Annotated in this window: 30 protein-coding genes; 28 read left to right on the top strand and 2 right to left on the bottom strand. The window is 66.1% G+C overall.

Features of this window, described 5'->3' with window-relative positions:
- Together IEG05_RS19830 and IEG05_RS19825 are read right to left on the bottom strand one after the other, a co-directional pair.
- A partial coding sequence (locus tag IEG05_RS19830) for a hypothetical protein (protein ID WP_191122612.1) occupies nucleotides 1-294 on the bottom strand: 294 nt, incomplete at its 3' end.
- A 312-nt stretch (nucleotides 295-606) separates the two neighbouring features.
- Nucleotides 607-1272: a helix-turn-helix domain-containing protein gene (locus IEG05_RS19825; RefSeq protein WP_191122611.1), complete on the bottom strand. Its 666-nt coding sequence runs from the start codon at nucleotides 1270-1272 to the stop codon at nucleotides 607-609.
- 148 nt (nucleotides 1273-1420) lie between these two features.
- On the opposite strand from IEG05_RS19825, the gene IEG05_RS19820 reads away from it, so the two are divergent.
- The 28 genes from IEG05_RS19820 (at nucleotide 1421) to IEG05_RS19685 (ending at nucleotide 20268) form a co-directional block, all read left to right on the top strand.
- Nucleotides 1421-2029 (top strand): hypothetical protein, encoded by a 609-nt coding sequence (locus IEG05_RS19820; RefSeq protein ID WP_191122610.1) that lies wholly within the window; start codon nucleotides 1421-1423, stop codon nucleotides 2027-2029.
- Nucleotides 2022-2393 carry a hypothetical protein gene (locus IEG05_RS19815; RefSeq protein ID WP_224742915.1) on the top strand — a complete coding sequence of 124 codons (372 nt, stop codon included), beginning with the start codon at nucleotides 2022-2024 and terminating at the stop codon, nucleotides 2391-2393. The genes IEG05_RS19820 and IEG05_RS19815 overlap by 8 nt, the downstream gene beginning before the upstream one ends.
- Nucleotides 2390-2701 carry a hypothetical protein gene (locus IEG05_RS19810; protein ID WP_191122609.1) on the top strand — a complete coding sequence of 104 codons (312 nt, stop codon included), beginning with the start codon at nucleotides 2390-2392 and terminating at the stop codon, nucleotides 2699-2701. Before IEG05_RS19815 ends, IEG05_RS19810 begins: the two co-directional genes overlap by 4 nt.
- Entirely contained in the window at nucleotides 2694-2954 is a 261-nt protein-coding gene (locus IEG05_RS19805; protein ID WP_191122608.1) for a TraR/DksA C4-type zinc finger protein, read from the top strand. Before IEG05_RS19810 ends, IEG05_RS19805 begins: the two co-directional genes overlap by 8 nt.
- Nucleotides 2942-3787: a bacteriophage antitermination protein Q gene (locus tag IEG05_RS19800; RefSeq protein WP_191122607.1), complete on the top strand. Its 846-nt coding sequence runs from the start codon at nucleotides 2942-2944 to the stop codon at nucleotides 3785-3787. Before IEG05_RS19805 ends, IEG05_RS19800 begins: the two co-directional genes overlap by 13 nt.
- A gap of 307 nt (nucleotides 3788-4094) precedes the next feature.
- Nucleotides 4095-4352 carry a hypothetical protein gene (locus IEG05_RS19795; RefSeq protein WP_191122606.1) on the top strand — a complete coding sequence of 86 codons (258 nt, stop codon included), beginning with the start codon at nucleotides 4095-4097 and terminating at the stop codon, nucleotides 4350-4352.
- A 179-nt stretch (nucleotides 4353-4531) separates the two neighbouring features.
- Nucleotides 4532-4771, top strand: a complete 240-nt coding sequence (locus tag IEG05_RS19790) for a hypothetical protein (RefSeq protein ID WP_191122605.1) — start codon at nucleotides 4532-4534, stop codon at nucleotides 4769-4771.
- Nucleotides 4758-5306: a lysozyme gene (locus IEG05_RS19785; protein WP_191122604.1), complete on the top strand. Its 549-nt coding sequence runs from the start codon at nucleotides 4758-4760 to the stop codon at nucleotides 5304-5306. Before IEG05_RS19790 ends, IEG05_RS19785 begins: the two co-directional genes overlap by 14 nt.
- Nucleotides 5303-5692: a hypothetical protein gene (locus tag IEG05_RS19780; protein ID WP_224742914.1), complete on the top strand. Its 390-nt coding sequence runs from the start codon at nucleotides 5303-5305 to the stop codon at nucleotides 5690-5692. The genes IEG05_RS19785 and IEG05_RS19780 overlap by 4 nt, the downstream gene beginning before the upstream one ends.
- 218 nt (nucleotides 5693-5910) lie before the next feature.
- Nucleotides 5911-6372, top strand: a complete 462-nt coding sequence (locus IEG05_RS19775) for a Gp49 family protein (RefSeq protein ID WP_191122603.1) — start codon at nucleotides 5911-5913, stop codon at nucleotides 6370-6372.
- Between the two features lie 226 nt (nucleotides 6373-6598).
- Nucleotides 6599-7171, top strand: coding sequence for a terminase small subunit (locus tag IEG05_RS19770; RefSeq protein WP_191122602.1), 573 nt, complete (start codon nucleotides 6599-6601; stop codon nucleotides 7169-7171).
- Complete coding sequence (locus tag IEG05_RS19765; protein WP_224742913.1) at nucleotides 7110-9125, top strand: terminase gpA endonuclease subunit; 2016 nt, start codon at nucleotides 7110-7112, stop codon at nucleotides 9123-9125. Before IEG05_RS19770 ends, IEG05_RS19765 begins: the two co-directional genes overlap by 62 nt.
- 3 nt (nucleotides 9126-9128) lie before the next feature.
- Nucleotides 9129-9644: a hypothetical protein gene (locus tag IEG05_RS19760; protein ID WP_191122601.1), complete on the top strand. Its 516-nt coding sequence runs from the start codon at nucleotides 9129-9131 to the stop codon at nucleotides 9642-9644.
- 4 nt (nucleotides 9645-9648) lie between these two features.
- A complete protein-coding gene (locus IEG05_RS19755; RefSeq protein ID WP_191122600.1) occupies nucleotides 9649-11169 on the top strand; it encodes a phage portal protein in 1521 nt (506 codons plus the stop codon).
- On the top strand, nucleotides 11138-13045 hold the full coding sequence (locus IEG05_RS19750) for a phage major capsid protein (RefSeq protein ID WP_191122599.1): 1908 nt from the start codon (nucleotides 11138-11140) through the stop codon (nucleotides 13043-13045). Before IEG05_RS19755 ends, IEG05_RS19750 begins: the two co-directional genes overlap by 32 nt.
- 72 nt (nucleotides 13046-13117) lie before the next feature.
- Nucleotides 13118-13549, top strand: coding sequence for a molecular chaperone TorD family protein (locus tag IEG05_RS19745; RefSeq protein ID WP_191122598.1), 432 nt, complete (start codon nucleotides 13118-13120; stop codon nucleotides 13547-13549).
- The gene (locus IEG05_RS19740; RefSeq protein WP_191122597.1) at nucleotides 13546-13923 is read left to right on the top strand and encodes a hypothetical protein; all 378 of its coding nucleotides are present in this window, start codon (nucleotides 13546-13548) and stop codon (nucleotides 13921-13923) included. The genes IEG05_RS19745 and IEG05_RS19740 overlap by 4 nt, the downstream gene beginning before the upstream one ends.
- On the top strand, nucleotides 13905-14429 hold the full coding sequence (locus IEG05_RS19735) for a hypothetical protein (RefSeq protein WP_224742912.1): 525 nt from the start codon (nucleotides 13905-13907) through the stop codon (nucleotides 14427-14429). The genes IEG05_RS19740 and IEG05_RS19735 overlap by 19 nt, the downstream gene beginning before the upstream one ends.
- Complete coding sequence (locus tag IEG05_RS19730; RefSeq protein ID WP_191122596.1) at nucleotides 14410-14937, top strand: hypothetical protein; 528 nt, start codon at nucleotides 14410-14412, stop codon at nucleotides 14935-14937. Before IEG05_RS19735 ends, IEG05_RS19730 begins: the two co-directional genes overlap by 20 nt.
- A gap of 2 nt (nucleotides 14938-14939) precedes the next feature.
- Nucleotides 14940-15551: a phage baseplate assembly protein V gene (locus IEG05_RS19725; protein ID WP_191122595.1), complete on the top strand. Its 612-nt coding sequence runs from the start codon at nucleotides 14940-14942 to the stop codon at nucleotides 15549-15551.
- Nucleotides 15548-15880, top strand: a complete 333-nt coding sequence (locus IEG05_RS19720) for a phage baseplate protein (protein WP_191122594.1) — start codon at nucleotides 15548-15550, stop codon at nucleotides 15878-15880. Before IEG05_RS19725 ends, IEG05_RS19720 begins: the two co-directional genes overlap by 4 nt.
- A complete protein-coding gene (locus IEG05_RS19715; protein WP_191122593.1) occupies nucleotides 15877-16872 on the top strand; it encodes a baseplate J/gp47 family protein in 996 nt (331 codons plus the stop codon). Before IEG05_RS19720 ends, IEG05_RS19715 begins: the two co-directional genes overlap by 4 nt.
- Nucleotides 16869-17432, top strand: coding sequence for a phage tail protein I (locus IEG05_RS19710; RefSeq protein ID WP_191122592.1), 564 nt, complete (start codon nucleotides 16869-16871; stop codon nucleotides 17430-17432). The genes IEG05_RS19715 and IEG05_RS19710 overlap by 4 nt, the downstream gene beginning before the upstream one ends.
- Entirely contained in the window at nucleotides 17425-18015 is a 591-nt protein-coding gene (locus tag IEG05_RS19705) for a phage tail protein (RefSeq protein WP_191122591.1), read from the top strand. The genes IEG05_RS19710 and IEG05_RS19705 overlap by 8 nt, the downstream gene beginning before the upstream one ends.
- Nucleotides 18016-18018: 3 nt before the next feature.
- The gene (locus IEG05_RS19700) at nucleotides 18019-18336 is read left to right on the top strand and encodes a hypothetical protein (protein WP_191122590.1); all 318 of its coding nucleotides are present in this window, start codon (nucleotides 18019-18021) and stop codon (nucleotides 18334-18336) included.
- A complete protein-coding gene (locus tag IEG05_RS23695; protein WP_473774398.1) occupies nucleotides 18336-19385 on the top strand; it encodes a glycine-rich domain-containing protein in 1050 nt (349 codons plus the stop codon). Before IEG05_RS19700 ends, IEG05_RS23695 begins: the two co-directional genes overlap by 1 nt.
- Nucleotides 19386-19389: 4 nt before the next feature.
- Nucleotides 19390-19842: a hypothetical protein gene (locus IEG05_RS19690; RefSeq protein ID WP_191122588.1), complete on the top strand. Its 453-nt coding sequence runs from the start codon at nucleotides 19390-19392 to the stop codon at nucleotides 19840-19842.
- Nucleotides 19843-19896: 54 nt separating this feature from the next.
- The gene (locus tag IEG05_RS19685) at nucleotides 19897-20268 is read left to right on the top strand and encodes a hypothetical protein (protein WP_224742911.1); all 372 of its coding nucleotides are present in this window, start codon (nucleotides 19897-19899) and stop codon (nucleotides 20266-20268) included.
- Nucleotides 20269-20351 lie beyond the last annotated feature (83 nt).

The raw sequence follows: 20351 nt of genomic DNA, 5'->3' as shown, positions 1-20351 counted from the left end.
GTTGTTGTTGAAGGTGAAGAAGGGGTAGTCGAAGTCGTCGGCGCGCTTCGTGTCGCCCCACGCCATGACCTTGCCCCGGTGAATCTTGTCGATTACGCCGTCTTTGCCCTTGGGGCGCGCCTTGTCGCCGCGCAGGCCGATCTCGTTGCGAATCGCTGACCAGCGGATGCCGACCGAGGCCGCTACGTCGGCGATATCGGCGTCGAAAAAGTCGATCAGTGTCCAAGGGTCGGAGCGGAACCGCTCGGCGTAGAACCGGGCCAGTGCGCTCGCGTCGTCCTTCGTGTTCTGCATGATGTTCCTTTGCACAAAAACGCAAAAGCACAAAAGAACAATCCGTTGACGCTGCAGTGATGGGGTTTAGACTGACCGTGTTGAAGCGCTTATGCCCTGATCTTCTCCTGCCCGCAAAACAGGGAAAATCTCTAACGGGGTAAAGCACTTAGAGTTTTTGTCAGTTCGCCCACCAGCGACGTTTTCAGATCAGCCCCGAGGTTACCAGCCCCGGGGCTTTTTCTTTTCCGCCTTGCTGAAAAGGTGATGCTGCGGGATTAAGCCCGCAGTCTACGCCATCCATTCTCTATAGAGAAACCCTCTGTATACTGTTTATCGGATAAGCCCCTTGGCGATGCGCATCTGCATACCGGTGACCACTCCAATTACCTGAAAATTGCCATCCACCGAGATCGGTGGGAACTGTGGATTCAACGGTCGAAGGTACCGCTGCGACCCGTCCTGTATCAACTTCTTGAAGGTCGGCTCGGCCGGGGTGACGGTATAACCGACCACCAGGTCGTTGGCCTCGGCTTCCTGTCGTGGATCCACGAAGATGACCGACCCGACCGGAAAGGCGGGGCCGCTTGGCGCGTGCATGGTGTCGTCGCGCACCACCAGGCCGAACACGGCACCAGGTGGGTTGTCGGGTGGCAGCACCCACGGGGTGCCGGTCGGTAACCGTTCTATGACGGGGCTTTTAGCCCATTCGGCGGCCAATTCCCAAGGGATGACCGGCACCCGTTTGGCCGACTCGGCCGGGGCGGGTGTGCTGCCTGGGGCGATCGCTTCCTCGATCAGGGCATCGACAGTGGTGCCGAAGGCTTTCGCCAGCGCGTAGGCGATCGCCACGCTCGGCATGCTGCTCTGCTTCTCCACCGCTGACAGAAAGCTCGGGTAAAGCGCATTGCCGGCCTCGTCGCAGGTTTTCTGCATCGACCAGCCTCGGGCCAGTCGGCGACGCAATATCGCCGGCCCGATGGAAAAGGTCTCTTTCATGGTGGCCTCTCTCAGTCCTTTGCATATTGTCCAATTTGAATAGGGAAAATTGCCATTCACTAAGTCGAAATTGTGTTGCCACTTTCGTTCTGTATAGAGAAAATGTCGCCATAACTACATTTAGATCCACAACGAGGGGAAAAGTGCTATGGCGGCACGTACAGAGCGGGAAATCGTGCTCGAGACCACTAACCTGTGGTTTCGGCATTCGGAGTGGTCGGTCGAAAAATTCGCCCACGAGCGCCTCGCCCCGGCTCTGGCTGCTGCCGATCTGGTCGAGCCACTGGCAGAGCCCGCCGACGGCGAGGAGTACCTGCGCAGCCGCAAGGCCTGGGGCCAGCGGTTAAACCGGATCTTCAACGGCACCGCCCCCTTCCCGCTCGAGTGGAAACAAGTCTGGCTCGACTGCCTGCCGCCTGCCGAAGCTGCACGCGCGCAGCAGGCGTGCCTCGCGCTGATCGGCGTGCCGAATCTGCGCCTTCCTACCCTTTCGCCCGCCCCGGCCGCTGCCGTGCCTGCGCGTATCGGCGAGGTGATGGAGGAGGTCGGCCAGTTCATCGCCGCCGCCAAGCCCTCGCACAACGGCCGCTATGACCGAAACGATGACCCCGCCGAGGTCGATCGCATGCTCAAGGAGGGCGTCGACGCTGTCTTCGCCATGATCAACGAGCTGACGTCGGTCGCCGCCGGTACCGGCCGCCCCCTTCCCGCGCTGCAGCTGCTGCTCAACCAGGGCAAGGCGGTGGCCAATGACTGACGAGCAGCTCGACCAGGTCGAGGTGCCGGTCGACTTCGAGGAGCTGGCCCTCGACCTCGAGGAGCCGGCCCCGGCCAACGAGACGCCGGAGGAGCGAAAGCGCCGGCATGCGCGGATCCGCAAGCGTCGCCAGCGGCGCCGCCAGGAGCATGCTGCGCTGCGCGCGGCATCGCAGCCGATCACCTTCGAGGCCTACAAGGGCACGCAGGCGGATCTCGCGTTGATCTGCGAGCTCGGCGGCTTCGAGGAGCAGGCCGAGGCCATCACCCTGATTCTGCGCAACGTGGCGGATCTCGCCCGGCGTGACCGTCACGCTTTTGAGCAGTTTGTCAGCATCCCGTCACGCAAGGAGGCGCAGCAGTGAGCGACTGGATCAAGGTTTTCAAAGTGGCCCCGCATGTAGTGCTGCTGGCCGTGAACGAGGCCGCTCGCGGCGTGGATAGCTGCGCGGTGCGCCTCGAGGGGCGGGTTTTCGGCGCCAAGGGCGAAGCGATGAAGCTGTTCCCTACGCCAGCGGCCGCCGCCGAGTTCTTCGACGCCTACGACCAGGAGGCCGCCGAGGCCTGGTGGCGGGAGCTGAATGCGCGGGTGGTCGAGGAGTTCGAGGGGTATGCCGATCGGCTGCTGCACGGCGCTGGCGGTCCTGCTCCGTTGGGGTTGTTCCATGCCTAGCGAAGCCGATCGGGTCATCGACATGCAGCTCGACATTGGCGCGGCTTTCATGGATGCCCGCGCCCGCCGCTGTGATGCCGTGGCCCTCGGCAATCGCTGGATCCGCTCGGGCTATAGCGAGTCGTCGGGGCTGTGCTCTGGCTGTGGTGGCCAGATCCACCCCGGACGCCTGCAGGCCGTGCCGACCGCGCACCGCTGCACCAAGTGCCAGGACACACACGATCGCCAGGAGGCCGCCCGATGCAAACGCTAAGCCTCTCGCGCTATCCGCGCCCCGCAAAACCCCGCCCTGCCCCGGTCACTTACTACGTGATCGACGAGCCGGTCGACCCGGTGCCGGTCGCTGCCGCCCCTCGCCGGGTGCCGGCGGTGACGACGCACGACCGCGCCGTCATGCGCGACCTGGTGCTCGGCGCCTTCCTGGGGCCGCAGCACTTCCGCGAAGACGACGGCAAGCGCGTGGCGGCCTACACCATCGAAAACACCCGTGACGTCGTTCCGGCGCGGATCCTCGAGGAGCGGGCCGAGTGCCCGGTCGAGGGTGCGGAGCCGGGGCGCCTGCCCACCGCTTACGTCGCCGCCCTGGCGAAAGGAACCACGCGCGTGATCGCCAGCGAGACCCGTCCGAAGAAGAAAAGCAGCATCCCGCTCGGGCCGCTGGCCTTTCAGGATGCCCGTATCGTCCGCGCGGTCGGCCAGCTCGCGCCGGAGCATCAGCACTGGATCCGCTACGCCTACGCCGACTCGCGTGCCTGGGATGACGAGGCCGGCGCCGTGGTGGCGCTGTGGGCACGCTACGAGCCGCAGCTCGGCAAGGTGCAGGCGAAGACCAGGCAGAAGGCCAAGGGCCTGGCGCACCTCGCGGTGCAGGACGCGAAGCGCTTCGTGAATGCTGGCAAGGAGCTGCACGCGGCCTGCCGCCTGCGCGAGCTGCTGGGCGTCTCGACGCCGAATTGGGACCAGCACTGGTGCCCGCGCTGGCAGGCGATGCGCAACGAGGTTTTTGCGATGGATCGGGACGCGCTGACCGCGCTCTGCAAGGAGCTGGCGGGCTTTCGGTTTGTTCTTATGGATAGGGGGCTCTGATGACGCCTTGCTCGCAATGCGGGAGCCCGCCGGAGCGCCGTCTCGATCCGCAGGCGGGCCGGATGGTGTACGCCTGCCCGGGTTGTCGCCATCGCGCCGAGGTGACGACCTGCGAGGTCGCGGCGACGGCCTCCTGGGAGCTGATCAACGATCCCGATATGGATCGGCACACGTGCAAGGCGGCCATGCTGCCGCGCTACTTCGAGACGGGCGGCAAGTGGGGTGCTCGTTGCCGTGGGTGTGGCCACGAGGTCGAGGGCTTCGGGAGCCTGCAGGGCGCCCGGGCTGGGTGGGCGAGGTCTATGCGATGAAGCGCCACGTCTTGCGAATCGATCGATGCTCTGACCCGCTCATGTGGTACCGGGATCTCGTCGGCACGCTGGTCGACTATCGGGGTCGCGATGCCGACGTCTACTGGTCTCGCGAGCCGGCCGGCTACACGAATATCGTCCGTCCTGACGACGCGACGCTGCTCGAGCTCGAGGAGGAAACCATTAAAGCGCAAAAGAACATTTGCACCTTTGCGAAAAAGTGCTTTAGGGTATTGCGCAAAAGTAAGGGATAATGTCTAATAAGTGCTCTAATGCGATACATGCAAATCAAAGCCCCGCCACCGTGCGGGGCTTTGTCGTTTCTGCAGGTCGCCGCGCCCACCGGGCGCACCTCTTACCCTCCGAATACTGACGCCATCAGTGTTCCTTTGCCCGCCACTGAGCGGGCTTTTTTATTCTCGGAGCGCCGCCGATGGATGCCCACAAGCTGCAGCCGATGGCGGATGCCGTCGCCGTCGAGGGCGCCAAGCTCGTGCCGCCGGCGATCCCGCTCGCTTTCTATGGTTTGACCCTCGAGAAGTGGCTGCTGGTCCTGCCCGCGCTGTACTACGCCGCGCTGCTGGCCGACCTGGTCGCCCGGCGCTGGGTCGTGCCGCTGTTCCGCCTCTGGATGGATCGCCGCAAGGAGTCGCGCAGCCATGACGCTGATTAAGCGCATTGTCGCGGCGGTGACGCTGTCGCTCGCCGCTGCAGGCTTCACCGTCAACGAGACGGGCCTGCCGGCGCCGGTCGAGCGCGCCGCGATCATCGCCGGCCTGATGATCCTCACGCCGGAAATGGAAGGCACCGAGTTCGAGGCCTACCCCGACAGCGGCGGCGTCTGGACGATCTGCACCGGGCACACGAAGGGCGTCCGCCCTGGTGACCGGGCCACGCCTGAACAGTGCGCGGCGTACCTGCAGGGCGACCTCGGCGAGTCGGTCGATTACGTCATGCGCGCCGCGCCGAAGGCCTCGATCTGGCAGAAGATCGCCATGGCCGACTTCGTTTACAACCTGGGGCGCACAGCGCTCGCGCGCTCGACGCTGCTGCGGCTGACGCTCGCCGGTGATTACGTCGGCGCCGCTGATCAGTTCCTGCGCTGGATGTTCGTCGCGGGCCGCGATTGCCGGCTCGCTGCAAGCAACTGCGGCGGCATCGTCGTGCGGCGGCAACTGCAGCGCACTCTCTACCTGGTGGGCTTATGACTCGATTTTATGGACTGCTCGCGGTCGCCGTGATCGCCGGGCTGGTGTACGCGCTCGGCTGGGTCGGTGGCGCCGGTCACGAGCTCGACCGGGCAAAACAGCTCGAAACCAAGCAGCTGCGCCAGGCCTTCGAGCAGGGTCAGGCGCTCGGAACCGTGCGCGACCGGGTGGTGACGGAGTACGTCGACCGGGTCGAGGTGATCGAGAAGCAAGGCAAAACAATCATTCAAAGGGTGCCCGTTTATGTCACGCCTGATGACGACTCTCGCTGTGCTGTGCCTGCTGGCTTTGTACGGCTGCACGACGCAGCCGCCCGCGCCGAGGATCTCGGAGCAGGCCCCGGCGCTGCTGATGCGAGCCCCCCGGCCGCTGCAGCCCCTCCCTGACGGCGAGGTGCAGCTCTCGACGGTGGCCGCCACGGTCGCCGGCAATTACGGCGCATGCCATGCGAACGCGGCGCAGCTCGAGCAGCTGCAGGCGTATGTGCGGGAGCGCGAGAAGGTTTTTTCGGCCGCTCCGGCGCCCTGAGTTGGGTTTGCCGGCTCGGCCGTTATAACCCTTGGGGTAGCACTTCCCTTTCACCAGCTCATAAGGCAGCACCCGCATGACACCAGCAGAGAAGCAAGTCGAGACCAAGATCGCCAACCTGGGGCTATCGGCGCCGCGCATCACCCCGCAGCACATTGACGCGCTGATGAAGGGCGTCACTTACAGCACGCACCACGTGCCAGGAACAACCACGGTGCTGGCCACCGCGATCATGGCGTCGGGCTTCACGCTGGTGACGGCTGAGTCGGCCAGCGCGAGTCCTGAGAACTTCCGTCTGCAGCTCGGCATCGAGCTGGCGATCAGCAAGGCCGAGCGGCTTGCGCGGGATGAACTGTGGAAGCTCGAGGGCTATCGCCTCAAGCAGACCATGCACGAGATCCGCGAAGACGTCGGCCGCAATGCGATCGCGCAAGCGCGCGAAACGCTCAAGGCTTCGCCGGCTGCTGATGCTGTCGACGCGCCCTGCTGCATCGGCCCGACCTGCACCTCGGCCTGTGGGTCCTCCCCGAGGGGGTGACCCCTCACGGGTATGAAACTCGCGGGCTTCGCGCGGGTTTGGATCCGCGAGTCGGGTCCGTTCTTCCTTTCTCGAGGCCCTGCCGGCCTGCATCGCTCGGCTGACCCCGCAGCCAGTCACGGCGGGGCCTCGACCCTATTCCGCAGAGGATCAAAACCGCATCAGTTCAAAAGGACTTATGCGGTTTTGCGCTTTTGTTCCTTGGCTCCTTTGGTCCTTTCTCCCCATGGGCAAGATCGTCAGCAAGAAGGAACTCGGCGAGCTGATCGGCAAGTCGCCGCGCTGGATCTCGAAACTGATCGACGACGGTCTGCCGGTTTCCGGTGGCGGTGGTCGTGGCGTCGAGGTGCAGATCGACAGCGAGGCGGCGATCGAGTGGCTGATCGCCCGCGCCGTTCGCCAGGAGCTCGGCGACGACGACGAAGACGAGGAGGGGCTCGCCTCTGCCTCGACCGAGGATCGCCTGCTCAAGCGCGCGCGCCGCGAAAAGCTGCAGCTCGAGATCGACCAGACGCGCGGCCGGCTCCTGCCTGCCGACACCGTCGGGCAGATCCTAGTCAGCGTGGCGGCCGTTTATGCAACTCAACTCGACGCGCTGCCTAGCCGCTGCGCTGCCGATCTGGCGGTGATCGATGACCCTGCCACCATCCGAGCTCGAGTATTTGAAGAAACGCGGCGTATCCGCGCAGCTACTGCCGACCGCCTCGAACGTCGCGCACGCGAGCTCGTTGCGGACGTTGACCACCTCGATCAGCTACGCGGCGAAGATGGTGCAGGCGCCGCCGCCGAGGACGGCTGACCAGTGGGCGGCCGACAAGCGCATCATGCCGCCGAGCGCGCCGATCCCCGGCCCGTTCAGCCCTGACACCAACCCCTATATGCGCCCGGTCGCCTGGGCGTTCGCGCAGCCCTGCTTTTCCCGCGTGACCTTCGTCATGGGCACGCAGATGGGCAAGTCGGTGACGATGGAAAACATCATCGGCCACCGGCTCGACGAGGATCCGACGCCCTGCCTGTACGTTGCCCCGACCAAGCCGCTGATCGATGGCACGGTCGAGCCCAAATTCATGGCCATGTTCGGCGAGTGCGAGTCGCTCGCGGCGAAGTACGAAGGACGCAGCACGAAAACGGTCAAGTGGCTGGGCGGTACCAAGTTCCGTTTCGCCTGGGCCGGCTCGCCGACCGAGCTCGCCGCCGACTCTGCCGGCCTGGTGATGGTCGACGAGGTCGATCGCATCGTAAACACCGGCGAAGGTGACACGACCGAGATCATCGAGGCGCGGGGCGATGCCTACGCCGACTCGAAAATCGGTTACACCGCCACGCCCACGCACGGCAAGATCGAGCGACGACCCGACGAGCGCACCGGCCTGTGGCATTGGGTCGTCGCCGAGGCGAAGAAAGTCGGCTCGAAGGTCTGGCAACTCTGGCAGTCGGGCACCCGCCACGAGTGGGCGGTACCGTGCCCCGAGTGCGGCGAATACTTCGTGCCCTGGTCGGGCCTGCTCTGGTGGCCCGGCAAAGGTTCGGCCGAGGAGTGCACGCCCGACGAGGCCTTCAAGCATGCGCGGCTGACCTGCCCCTGCAATGGCTGCATGATCGAGGACAAGTGGCGGCCCTGGATGAACGCCCGCGGCGTTCCGGTTGCCCCTGGCGAGTCGATCAGCAAGAAGGGCGAGATCCTCGGCACCGCTGACACGGCCGGGTTTACCCATTACTCGATATGGGTCTCGGGCCTGTGCAGCTTCGCCGTCAAGAAGTCCTACGGATTCCTTGCCAAGAAGCTGCTGGCCGCCCTGATCGATGGCGACCCGGCCAAGCTGCTGGCCGTCTACAACACGGGTTTCGGCGAGTGCTACGCCGAGGCGGGCGACGCCCCCAGCTGGGAGGAGGTTCGCGCGCAGTGCTTCGGCTACGCCGCCGCCGAGCTGCTGCACGAGCCCCTGCGGATCTACTGCACGATCGACGTGCAGAAAAACCGCCTGGTGTACGTCGTGCGCGCCTGGTTCGCCGGCCTCGGCTCGATGCTCCTCGAGCACGGCGAGCTATGGGGCGAGACCGATCAGGATGCCGTATGGGACCAGCTGTCCGAGCTGATCGACACCGAATACGGTGACGGTCACGGCATCAGCCTGACCGGCATCGATATCGGCTATCGCGATGACCAGGTCTACAAGTTCATCAACGAGCACAAGGGGCGAGCCATCGCCCTGCGCGGCCGGGAGAAGCTCGACAAACCGTTCCGCAAGGAGCTCGTCGAGCAGGACAAGAAGGGCAAAACCCGCAAGCGCGGCGATGCCCGCTGGGCGTTCGATTCACCCCTCGCGAAGCGCTGGGTGCATAGCCGTTTCGGCCGACCGGATACCCGGCCCGGCTGGTGGCTGCTGCATCAGCAAGTCACCGACGACTACTGCAAGCAGCTGGTCGGCGAGGAGTGGCGCGAAAGCGAGGGCCGTTTCCACCAGGTCGGCGAAAACCATTACCTCGACTGTGAGGCGATGCAGTACATCCTCGCCCTGCGCGACAAGCTGCAGCGCCGCAAGGTCGGCGCTCTGACCCGTGCCGAGCTCGTCGCCCTGGTCAAGGGTGGGCAGCCCGTTGCGGATCCGCAGCCCGCGCCGGTGGATGACGACCAGGAGGAGGGCGACGAAACCCCATCGCCTGCGCCCCGATCGCCCGCCCCCGCAGAGCCACCGAAGCCAAAGGCCAAGGCCCGGCCCCGCGTGAAGATCATCCGCAAATCACCCCGGTGACCCATGGAACCGACCACCCTACACGCCGGCGACTCGGTCGCCTGGTCGCGTGACGTGCCCGCCTGCCCGGCTGCTGACGGCTGGGTGCTGCTGTACGTCTTCAGCGGCCCCGAACGGCACGAGGTCGCGGCGATCGCCGCGGCCCCGTACCGCGTCGAGCTCTCGGCCGGTACTACGGCAACGTGGGCGCCCGGCCTCTACCGCTGGGTCGCGCTGGCCGCCAAGGGCGACGAGCGCCTGACGGTGGCCAAGGGCACGCTGCAGGTCGACCCGAACCTCGCCACGGCCGAGCCGAGCGACGTGCGCAGCCACGCGCAGCGCATGCTCGCCCTGATCGAGGCCGCGCTCGAGAAGCGGATCCCCAAGGATCAGCAGAGTTACGAGATCGACGGCCAGCGCCTTGACCGGATCCCGATCGAGCGACTCAACGAGCTGCGCCTGCAGTACCGCCGCGAGGCGGCGCGCGAGCGCAACCGCCGATGGCCACTCGGCCGCCCGGTGCATTTCATTCTGAGGTAAGCCTATGAACCCGCTACGCCGCGCCCTGGCGCGCTTGGGCTGGGGTGGCGGGCGCACGCCTGCCGCCGATGCCAGCACCGCACGGCGGGAGCCGACCGTCGGTCGTCGAGGTTTCAAGATGGCCAGCGGTGGCGGGCTGACGAAGGCCTGGTCGCGGCGCTCGAGTGGCGCCGATGCCAACCAGCTGATCTACGGCGATCACGAGACGCTGCGACAGCGCGCCCGCGAGCAGTCGATCAACGCCTCGCCGCTCAAGCGCTTCTACCGCCTGCTGCGGCAGAACGTCGTCGGCCCCTACGGCATCAGCCTGCAGTCAAAGGCCGTGCTGCCCGATGGCAAGCCCGACCGCATCACCCGCCGGCTGATCGAGAAGGAATGGACCAAGTTTTGCCGCAAAGGGCAGTTCGACGTCACCGGGCGTTATAGCTTCGTGACGTTCTGCTGGCTCTGGATCGAGACCCTGGCCCGCGACGGCGAGGTGCTTGTGCGCCTGCTGCGCAACTGGCCGAACCGTTGGGGCTTCGCGGTGCAGATCCTCGAGGCCGATCGGCTGGATCTCAACCTTAACCAGGAACTCGACAACGGCAACCGCATCCGCATGGGCGTCGAGCTCGACGCCTGGGAGCGCGCGGTCGCCTACTGGCTGCTCAAGTACCACCCCGGCGACGTCTATCACGGCCCGGTCGAGGAGAAGTACGAGCGGATCCCGGCCGACGAGCTGATCCATAGCTTCGACCCGTGGCGCCCGCACCAGGTGCGTGGCTTCACCTGGACCCATGCCGCCGCGCTGGATCTGCACCACCTCGAGGAGTTTCGCCAGGCGACGCGGATCAAGGCCGAGCATGCGGCCAAGATCACCGGCTTCTATGAGCCCGACGCCGAGTGGCTCGACCCGCCCAACGAAGACGAAGACGACGTCGGCGCGATCTACGAGGAAGTCGAGGCCGGTACCGCCCGGGCGTTGCCCTACGGCTACAAGTACCGCGAGCTCAATCACAACACGCCCGGGAGCGACTTCGCCCCCTTCGTCAAAGACACCCTGCGCAGCGCCGCCGGTGGCCTGGGGCCGAGCTACAACCGGCTTTCCAATGACCTCGAGGGCGTGAGCTTCTCGAGCCTGCGCGACGGCACGCTCGACGAGCGCGACTTCTACAAGTGCGTGCAGGAGCTGGTCATCAGCGAGCTGCTCGAGCGCCTCGGCGAAACCTGGTTCGAGTGCGCCCTGCTCAAGGGTGCCTTGAAGATCCCGCCCCGGGATCTGGCCCGCAGCAGCGAGCAGGCCTGGCAGCCACGCGGCTGGGATTGGGTCGACCCGCTTAAAGACAGCAAATCGGCCACCGAGTCGATCGGCAACCGCACCAAGTCGCGCAGTTCGTATATCCGCGCCAATGGCGACGACCCCGACGAGATTTTCGCCGAGCTGGCCGACGAGGCCGAGCGCCTGCGCGAGCTGGGTCTGCTCGCTGAACCCCAACCAACCGAGGAAACCGACGATGCCAAACCCGACGGCACCGACGACGAATAGCGGCGCCCTGCCGCCCGTCCTGCGGCAGATCGAGGGCCAGCAGCTGCAGCGCTCGCTCGCCGTCGACCTGTCGACCATCGATAAAGAGGCCCGCACCGTCGAGGTCGCCGTTTCCAGCGAATACCCGGTGCGCCGGTGGTTCGGCATGGAAGTGCTCGACCACTCGGAGGAGTCGGTCGACCTGACCCGCTTGCGCGCCGGCGCCCCCTTCCTGCTGCAGCACAACAGCTGGAGCGGGCAGATCGGCGTCGTCGACGAGGCCTGGCTCGACAGCGATCGCAAGCTGCGCGCGCGGATCCGTTTCTCGCGCAGCGAGCGCGCCGAGGAGATCTGGCAGGACGTGATCGACGGCATCCGCCGGAATATCTCGGTCGGCTACATCCCCGTCGAAATGGTCCTCGAGCGCAGCGAAAACGGCCTCGATCACTACCGCGTCACCCGCTGGGAGCCCTACGAGGTTTCCAGCGTTTCCGTGCCCGCCGACCCGACCGTCGGGGTAGGGCGTTCCGCCCCTGAAACACCCATACACACCATCACCATTCGAGGTATCGAAATGCCCCAGCCGAACGACCCGAACGACGGTCAGCGCAACAACCCGACCGCCACCAACACCAACGGCACCGACCCGGTCACCCTCGAGCGTCAGCGCGTGGCCGACCTGATGGCCCTCGGCGAGCAGTTCCCGGCGCACCGCGCGCTGGCGTCCGAAGCCATCACCGCCGGTCACTCGGTCGACCAGCTGCGCGCGCAGCTGCTCGAGCGTCACAAGCCTGTCGCGACCAGCACCCCGCCGGCCAAGCCTGGCGCCCGTGAGCTGCCGAAGTTCACGAATGACGTATCGGCTCGCGGCATGGGCCTGAGCGAGAAGGAAGTCGGCGAATACTCGCTGATGCGCGCCTTGAACGCCGCCGCCGAGAACGACTGGAGCAAGGCGGGCCTCGAGCGCGAGGTCAGCATCGCCCTGGGCGACCACCTCAAGAAGGAAGCGCGCGGTTTCTACGTGCCGCACGACCTGCTGCTCGAGGGCTACAAACGCGGCATGAGCAAGGGCGAGGCCGGCAAGGGTGGCGAGCTGGTGGCCACTGACCTGCGCCTCGACCAGTTCGTCGACATCCTGCGCAACCGCACCGTGATGGCCAAGTTGGGCATGCGCATGCTGGGCGGCCTGGTGGGCGACCTGGACATTCCGAAGAAGCTCAACGGGAGCAACTTCTACTGGCTGGGCGAGGGCGAGAACGTCACCCCGAGCGACTTCGACCTGACCACCATCCCGCTGTCGCCGAAGACCATCGCCGGCGCGATCCCGGTCACCCGCAAGCTGCGCAAGCAGGCCAGCCGCTCGATCGAATCGCTGATCATCAGCGACCTGGTCGACGGCATCGCCGTGGCCATCGACCTGGCGCTGCTGACCGGCACCGGCGTCGATAACCAGATCCTCGGCCTGCTGAACATGGCCGGCGTTCCGACCCTCAACTTCCCGAGCACCGGGATCGATTGGGATACGGTCGTCAACATGGAAAGCAACACGGCGACCTTCAACGTCGACAGCGGCTCGCTGGCCTACCTGACCAGCATGACGCAGCGCGGCATGGCCAAGAAGAAGGAAGTCTTCGCCGGTACCGGCGAGCGCCTGTGGGGCAAGGACAACGAGGTCAACGGCTACCGCGCCGAGGCCACCAACCAGATGCCGGCCGACAAGTGGGTCTATGGCGACTTCTCGCAGATGATCCTCGGCATGTGGGGCGTGCTGGACCTCAAGCCCGACCCGTATGCCCTGGCAGGCAGCGACGGCCTGATGCTGCGCGTGTTCCAAGACGTCGACGCCGGCATCCGCCGCAAAGAGGGCTTCTGCATCGCCAACAAGGCAGCGGCCTAAATCCGAACCTGAAAGCGGGCAGGTAGGGGGCTACGGCCCCCGATTTTGACCGTATCACAAGGAACCAAACCCATGAGCAAGCAACTGCCCACGAGTTACATCGTGGTGACGCTGCTCGGCCTGAGCGTGCACGGCGAGTTTGTACCCGCCGAAACCACGCTCGAGGTCGACCGCGCGCTGCGCAATGACTGGATCGGCTCGAAGCTGGCCCGCGACGCCACCGACGAGGAGGTTGCCGCCTATCGCGCCGAGCAGGGCGACGACGAAGTCGCCGAGTTCATCAGCGAGCAAGTGCAAGAGCTAGCCCGCAAAAAGGGTGACCTCGAGGACGAAATCGCCGCCCTGCAGGATCGCAAGAACGAGCTGGCCGGTGATCTCAAGGCGCTGGAAAGCGACCTCGAGGAGTTCGGCCAGCGCCGAGACGCTCTGACCGCCGAAGTGGCCGAGCTGGAAAAGGCCAAGGCTGCAGCCGAAAAGCCGGTGACGCCGGCTAAGTCGAAGTGATCGGCGCCGACGACCTCGACGCGCTCTACGACCCCGACGAGTTTGGCTGCACCGTGCAGGTGATCGAGCCGGGGCGGGAAGCGCGCACGGTCAACGGCATGCTGGGCGCGCCGACCCGCTCGGGTCGGCAGTACCGCTCGGGCGTGGATCCGAACGCGGCGAACCTGCGGGTGAGACCCGACCAGGTGCTGCTGCAGATGGCCACCTCGGCGGTGCCGCAGGACCGGACGGCGAAGATCGTCGTCGACGGGGTCGAGTACTCCGTCGGCAACGTCGAGCCGCTCGGGCGCCTGCGCTCGCTGTTAACCCTCGTGCCGTATGGCAACCGAGCAGCACCTGCAGGGGAGCGGGGCAGATGGCAGGCTTCGAGCTGAACTTCGAGGTGGACGGCTGGGCGTCGGTCGACAAGGCCATCGCCGATATGCCGCGCCGCCTCGACCTGGCCGCCGCCCGCGCCTTGCGCAAAACGGCGCTGTGGCTGCGCACGCACAGTTCGCGGGAGATCTCCCGCGAGCTGCGCATCACGCAGAGCCCACTTCGCCACCGTTACCAGATCCATAGCCGATCCACCGCCAAGGAGGTGAAGCTGTGGGTCGGTCTGCAACCGATCAGCGTGCATTACCTGGGCACGCCCAAGCAGACCCCGACCGGCGTCGCGGTCGGTCATCGTCAATACGACGCCGCCTTCATATCACCGATGCGATCGACGCAGCGCCTGGTTTTCCGGCGCAAGGGCCGCGAGCGCCTGCCGATCGAGAAGGTGACCGAGGATTGGGAAGGCGAAGGCCTCGGCGCCCTCGAGCGCTGGGAGCGCCGCGCCACCAATCGATTCATGGAACTGTTCGAGCAGGAGGCCCGTTATGTCCTCGAGGCCGCTTAATCAGCTGTCCGACCTGTTCTTCGCCATCGGTGACGCCGTCCACGCTGCTGGGCTGGGCGTCAGCGTGGCCAATTACGAGGAGTTCGACGGCAAGGTCGGCGATGCCACCGTGCTGATCGAGCTCGAGCGCACCACCCCGGCCACCCGGCACAACGACGGGCGCTACGTGCACGACGTCACCGTCACCCTGCACGCGGTCGTGGCCAGGTGGCGCAAGTACGCCAACCTCGAGGCGATCAACCTCGCGACCGCCCTCGAGCGCCTGGCCGACTGCAACCGTTGGGGCTTCCACGGGCGCCAGTGCAACTACCCCGAGGACCTGCACAGCGGCCCCTCGATATTCCAGCGCGGCGCCGACGGATACGACGCCTGGGGCGTCACCTTTCGGCAGCGCCTGGCGATCGGTGAGGTCGAGCCCGAGCCGACCCTCAACACCGCCCCGCTCGTGGCCTTTGGCTGGCGGGTGGATCCTGACGATCCGGCGAACTACGAGCCGCTCGAGGTGTAACGATGTTCGACGCCATTCTGCGGATCCACCTGGCGCCGCTGATCGAGCGTCTGGCCGAACTCGAGACGGAAATCGAAGACCTGCGCCGGCGCGCCGAGAATCACAATCGCATCGGCACCGTCGCCGCCGTGGATCCGGCGGCCGGGCGCTGCCGGGTGAGCCATGGCGAGCTGCTGTCGCCGTGGATCCGCTACTTCAACCCCAGCGCCGGCGAGGTCAGCGAGACGCGCCACCCGAGCGAGGGCGAGCAATGCCTGCTGATCAACTTCGGCGCCGGTGACGGCAGCGCGCAGAGCGTGGCCTTGACGGGCATCCCTTCGGGCGCCTTCCCGCCGGTCTCCGATCGCGGCGAGCTGCACCGGCGCACCTACCCCGACGGCACCGAAACCGCCTATGACCACGAAAGCCACGCGCTGACCTGGTCAAACGGCCCGCTATCGGTCAAGGCCGACCAATCCGGCGTCGAGGTAATGCTCGGCGGCGTGGGCTTCAAGCTGACGGCGGCGGGCTTCTCGCATATCGGCGGCACCCTCGACCACGACGGCAAGAACATCGGCAAGGATCACCAGCACCTGAACTCGGGCGGCCCGAGCATCGGCGGGGTACCAGCATGATCGGCATCGACCGCGACACCGGCGCCACCGTCGACGACTGGCCCGCCTTCGTGCAGCGCGCGACCCGCGCCCTGACGACCCCGCTCGGCACCCGCCAGAAGCGCCCGCTGTACGGCTGTCGCCTGCCCACCCGGCTGGGCAAGAACCTCGGCGATCGCCTGCTGATCCTCGCGCAGGCCGACGCGGCCGAGGCCTTTTACAACGAGGCGAACGGCATCGGCGAGTTCGTGCCGGAGGCGATCGTCGTCACCCGCGAGGGCGCCGGCCTGCGGCTGCGCCTGGCCGGTACCTGGCACAACCGAAAAATGACGTTTGAGGTGGTCACGTGAGCATGCTTATTCCGGGGCTCAACCAGCTGGCCGAGCCCGAGATCGTCAAGGTCGAAACCTTCGAGACGCTGCTCGCCGAGTTCAAGGCCGAGGTGCTGGCCTATGTGCAGGCCCGCGACCCCGAGAAGGCCGCGCGGCTGGCCGTGGCGCTGGAAAACGACAGCGACCTGCTGGCCATGATGCTGCAGGCCTTTACGCTGCGCCTGCAGGGCCACGAGCGCAAATACAACGCCCGCATCAAGCAGATGCTGGCATGGTGGGCCGAGGGCTCGAACCTCGACGCCCGCGCGGCCGATCTCGGCCTCGAGCGCCGGGTCATCGACGAGGGCGACCCGAACGCCTTCCCGCCGGTCGATCCGTTGCTCGAGGGCGACGAGGATCTGCGGGTGCGCTACTACCTCGCGCCGCACGCGCCGGCCGCCGGCTCGCGCCTGCAGTACCGCCGCGAGGCCATGACCCTGGGCGAGCGGGCGGCGGTGACCGTTGACGCCCCGAACGCCGGTCAACTGGTGGTCACCTACACATTCGCCGCCGATGGCTTTGCCGCGCAGGTGAAAGACGCCAATGCGCGCCGCACAGCGCCGGGTGAGGTGATGGTCACCGTGCTGGCTCGCGGCGGTGACGGTACACCCTCCGTTGAGCTGCTCGAGGCCATCCGCTCGCACTTCGCTCGTGATGACGTGCGGCCGGAGACGGACCTGGTCACCGTACAGGCTGCGGCGATTGTGCCGTATCAGATCCGCGCCGTTGTTTATATCAGCCCCGGCCCTGACTCCCTGCTAACACGCACGGCGGCCGTGGAAGCCCTGCAGGCCTACGCCAGCGCCCGCCATTTGCTCGGCGGCTACGTTGACCCTAGTCGCATCGATTACGTGCTGCACGCTGCAGGCGCGGAGCGCCTGCAGCTGCTCGAGCCGCTTGCGGCCATTGAATGCGCGGCCCATCAGGCGCCGTTCTGTGAAGGCGTCGAAATCGAGGTTCGCACGCTATGAGTGACGCACCCGAGGCCCCGCGCGTAAGCCTGTTACCGGCCAACGCATCGCTGCTTGAGCTCGGCCTGGATCTGGCGTTTGCGAAACTGCTGGATCGAATCCAGCCGCCATTTCCCGAACTGATGGATCCGCTGGTCACCCCTGCCTCCTTCCTGCCGTATCTGGCGGCAGATCGCGGGGTCAGCGAGTGGCGTGCCGCTGCGCCCGACAGCGAGAAACGGACAACGGTCGTGGCGGCCTGGCAGACCAAGCGGCTGGCCGGCACCGGCGCCGCCTTGCGGCGCGCGGTTGAGAGCCTGGAACTTGAGCCGGAGGTGGTGCCGTGGCATCAGCAGCGGCCAGTTGGTGAGCCCTACACCGTGCGCGTTCTGGCGTGGATATCGCGCGCTTACGACCGCGACATAAACGAGCGTCTTGATCAGCGCCTGCAGGCCGCGCAATCAGAGCGTGACCAGCTGGTGACAGCGATCGGCATCAGCGCGAAAGGCACGACGTACATCGGCGCCGGTGTGCTGACCCTCGAGACCATCACGATTTACCCGGGAGCACCTAATGCCTGAGTTTTATACGCTGGTGACAGCGGCCGGCCTGGCATATGAGGCCGAACGGATCACCGCCCGCGAGCCCATCAACCTGGCGCAAATCTCAGCCGGCGACGGTGGGGGCGCGAGTTATGACCCGACCGAGGCCGCCACGGCTTTGCGTAATGAGGTCTGGCGCGCCGCACTGACCGACCTTTCTCCGGACGCCACCAACCCTAGTCGGTTTTTGGTCGAGGGCCTGATGCCGGCGGATATTGGGGGCTTCACGGTTCGAGAGGTAGGCATCTGGACCGATACGGGCGTGCTTTACGGGATCTGCAAATATCCCGCCTCGGAAAAGCCGCTGCCCGGCGATGGGGTCGCAAAAGAGCTGTTTATCCGCGCCGTTTTTGAAACATCCAACGCCGCTAGCGTGACGCTTACGGTCGATAACTCGATCGTCAACGCCACGCGCGATTGGGTATTGGGCGAAGTGGCCGCCCACGCGGCGGCGCCGAATCCCCACCCTCAATACGCGACCGCCGCGGCCCTGTCGGCGCACCAAGCAGACCGTCATGCCCACTGGCGTCCGGCGCTGCGCTTTTTCTTCTCAGGAGGTTGATCCATGCCATCAGGCAGGTTAGGTGCCGCCACCCTGGCGGCCGATACCGACACAGTGCTCTACACCGTGCCGGTGAGTACCGTCGCAACGGTCAACGTTGCCGTCGTCAACCGAGGGAGCACCGCAGCGGTGGTCAACCTGGCCATCGCGCCGGCAGACGCACCCGCGCTCGCTGACTACATCGAGTACGGGGTCACCATCCCCGCCCAGGGCGTGCTGGAGCGCACTGCGATTGTGGCCGGGGCCGGCGAGCGGGTGGTTGTGCGCAGCACGACGGCGGATTGCAGTGTGCGGGTTCATGGGTTTGAGGAGGTGGCGTAATGGGACGGGTTTTGAGTGAGGCCAATAAAGATGGATTCCTGAACGGGAATCTCACGTCAAAGCCTATCGGGCAAGATGTTTTTGGAATCGGCAAGGCGCAGAGATTCATTGAAAACGGCACTTTCAAAGTCCCGGTCGGCGTTTCGAAGATTCGCGTTTCAGTTCTCGGAGCTGGTGGCAGCGGGGCAACCGGAAGTGCTGGTCGTGGCGCAGGCGGCGGCGGCGGTGGTGGTTATGGCGTTGCTGTTTTCGATGTTACAGAGGGTGCCTCGTATGCGGTCACTGTTGGCGTAGGCGGTGCAGGCACTTCGGCGGCAAATACCAACGGCAACGCGGGCGGGTCTAGCTCTTTTGGCGCTCTCATCACTGCTACTGGCGGCGGTGGTGGTCTTGTCGCGACGGGGGCGAACATCGCCGGTGCTGGCGGCGCGGGCGGGACTTGCACGGCAAATTCGTTTTCTGGCGGCAACGGCGGCAGCGGGACTGCGGACGCTTCAGGATATGCAGCAGGCGGCGGTGGCGCTGGCTTCGCTGGGGGCAGCGGCGGCAATGCAGTAACTGCCGCAGGGACGACTGTTTATTCCTGCGGTGGTGGTGGCGGCGTTGGTGGCGACGGTGGCGCTGGTGCTACCGGAACATCGCAGTACGGCGGCAGCGGAGGCGGCAGCGGTGGCCGTGGCGGAAATGGCGGATCATCTACCCCGAAGGCCGGGCCAAACATTTCAGGCGGAACAGGTGAATCAACGACGATCTACACATTCACCGCGCGGTTCGAGACCGATAGCGCTTTCCGCGGGTCTGGCGGAGTTGGTGGCGCAGCTTCTTCTGGGGGAAATGATGCCGGAACAGGCGGAGGGGGTGGTGGTGGCGGATCAGGTGGATCAGGTGGCGGTGGCCGTGGCGGAATTGGCGGTGGCGGTGGCGGCACTGGCTCTGGCGGCGGGCAGATGGGCGCCGGGGGGCTAGGTGGCGGCAGCGGCGGCCGTGGTCAATACACTGGCTCTCCAAACGGAAATGGCGGCGATGGCCTCGTAATCGTGGAGTGGTAACCAAATGACGAATTTCGCACGCATCATTAACAGCGTGGCCGTGGACGTTTCCAGCGCCCCGGCCAAGCAATTCCACCCCAGCATCGCCGCTGAATTCGTCGAGGTGCCCGCCACTGTCGTGCCCGGCTCGCGCCTGGTCGATGGCGAGTGGGTGGCGCCTGGCGTGGTCGAGGCGCCTGCCTCGCCCGAGGTTGGCAACATGGCGCCGACGTCGCCTGAATTCATGCTGCTGTTCACGCTGGCCGAGCGGGTGGCGATCAGGAGCGCCCGCCCTACCGACCCGGTGGTAGATGACATTTTGCAGATGGTCGAAGACCCGCGATTGACGTTCGTGGAATTGGCCAGCGCGAGTGTTATCGAGGCGGTGCAATACCTGACCCTCGGCGATTCTCCACTGGTTGCGCCGGAGCGCGCCGCGCGAATCCTGCAAGGTCTGCCGCCACTGCCGGCCACCTAAACGCCCCGCACCCCGGGGTGTTTTCGTTTCTGACCCCTCACAAGGAAAGCCATCATGAAAGAGCGCGCCATTCTGGCCGGTCTGTTTTTGCTGTGCCTGGTCGCCGGGCTGTTCGCGGCGCTGCGCATGGCCTGGTCGATCATCGCCAGCCCTGCGCGCGCCTGGAAGCTCTCGGTCGCCTTCGACCAGCTCGGCAATGCCGCCGCCAACGGCGACGAGGACGAGACGATCAGCTCGCGCGCGGCCAAGGCCCGCCGGGCCGGTAGGCGGTGGGGCTGTTTGCTCTGCGGCCTGCTGGATCGCATCGACCCCGACCACTGCGAAAAGAGCATCGAGCACGACGAGGGAAAGCCGTATGCCGCTGATCCTGCTGCTGATCTGGTGGCCAGCGCTGCGCCGGCCGCCGCTGCCGTGGGCGATCGCTGACTGCCCGCCGCCGGCCCTGCCGGGCCAGCTGCACACCTACCGCAACCCACCGCCGCGCAAGCGGTTTTTTTATGCCTGGAGCA

It is taken from the genome of Stutzerimonas kunmingensis, assembly GCF_014764705.1.
GTDB lineage: Bacteria > Pseudomonadota > Gammaproteobacteria > Pseudomonadales > Pseudomonadaceae > Stutzerimonas.
This window is presented reverse-complemented; position numbering and strand designations above follow the sequence as displayed.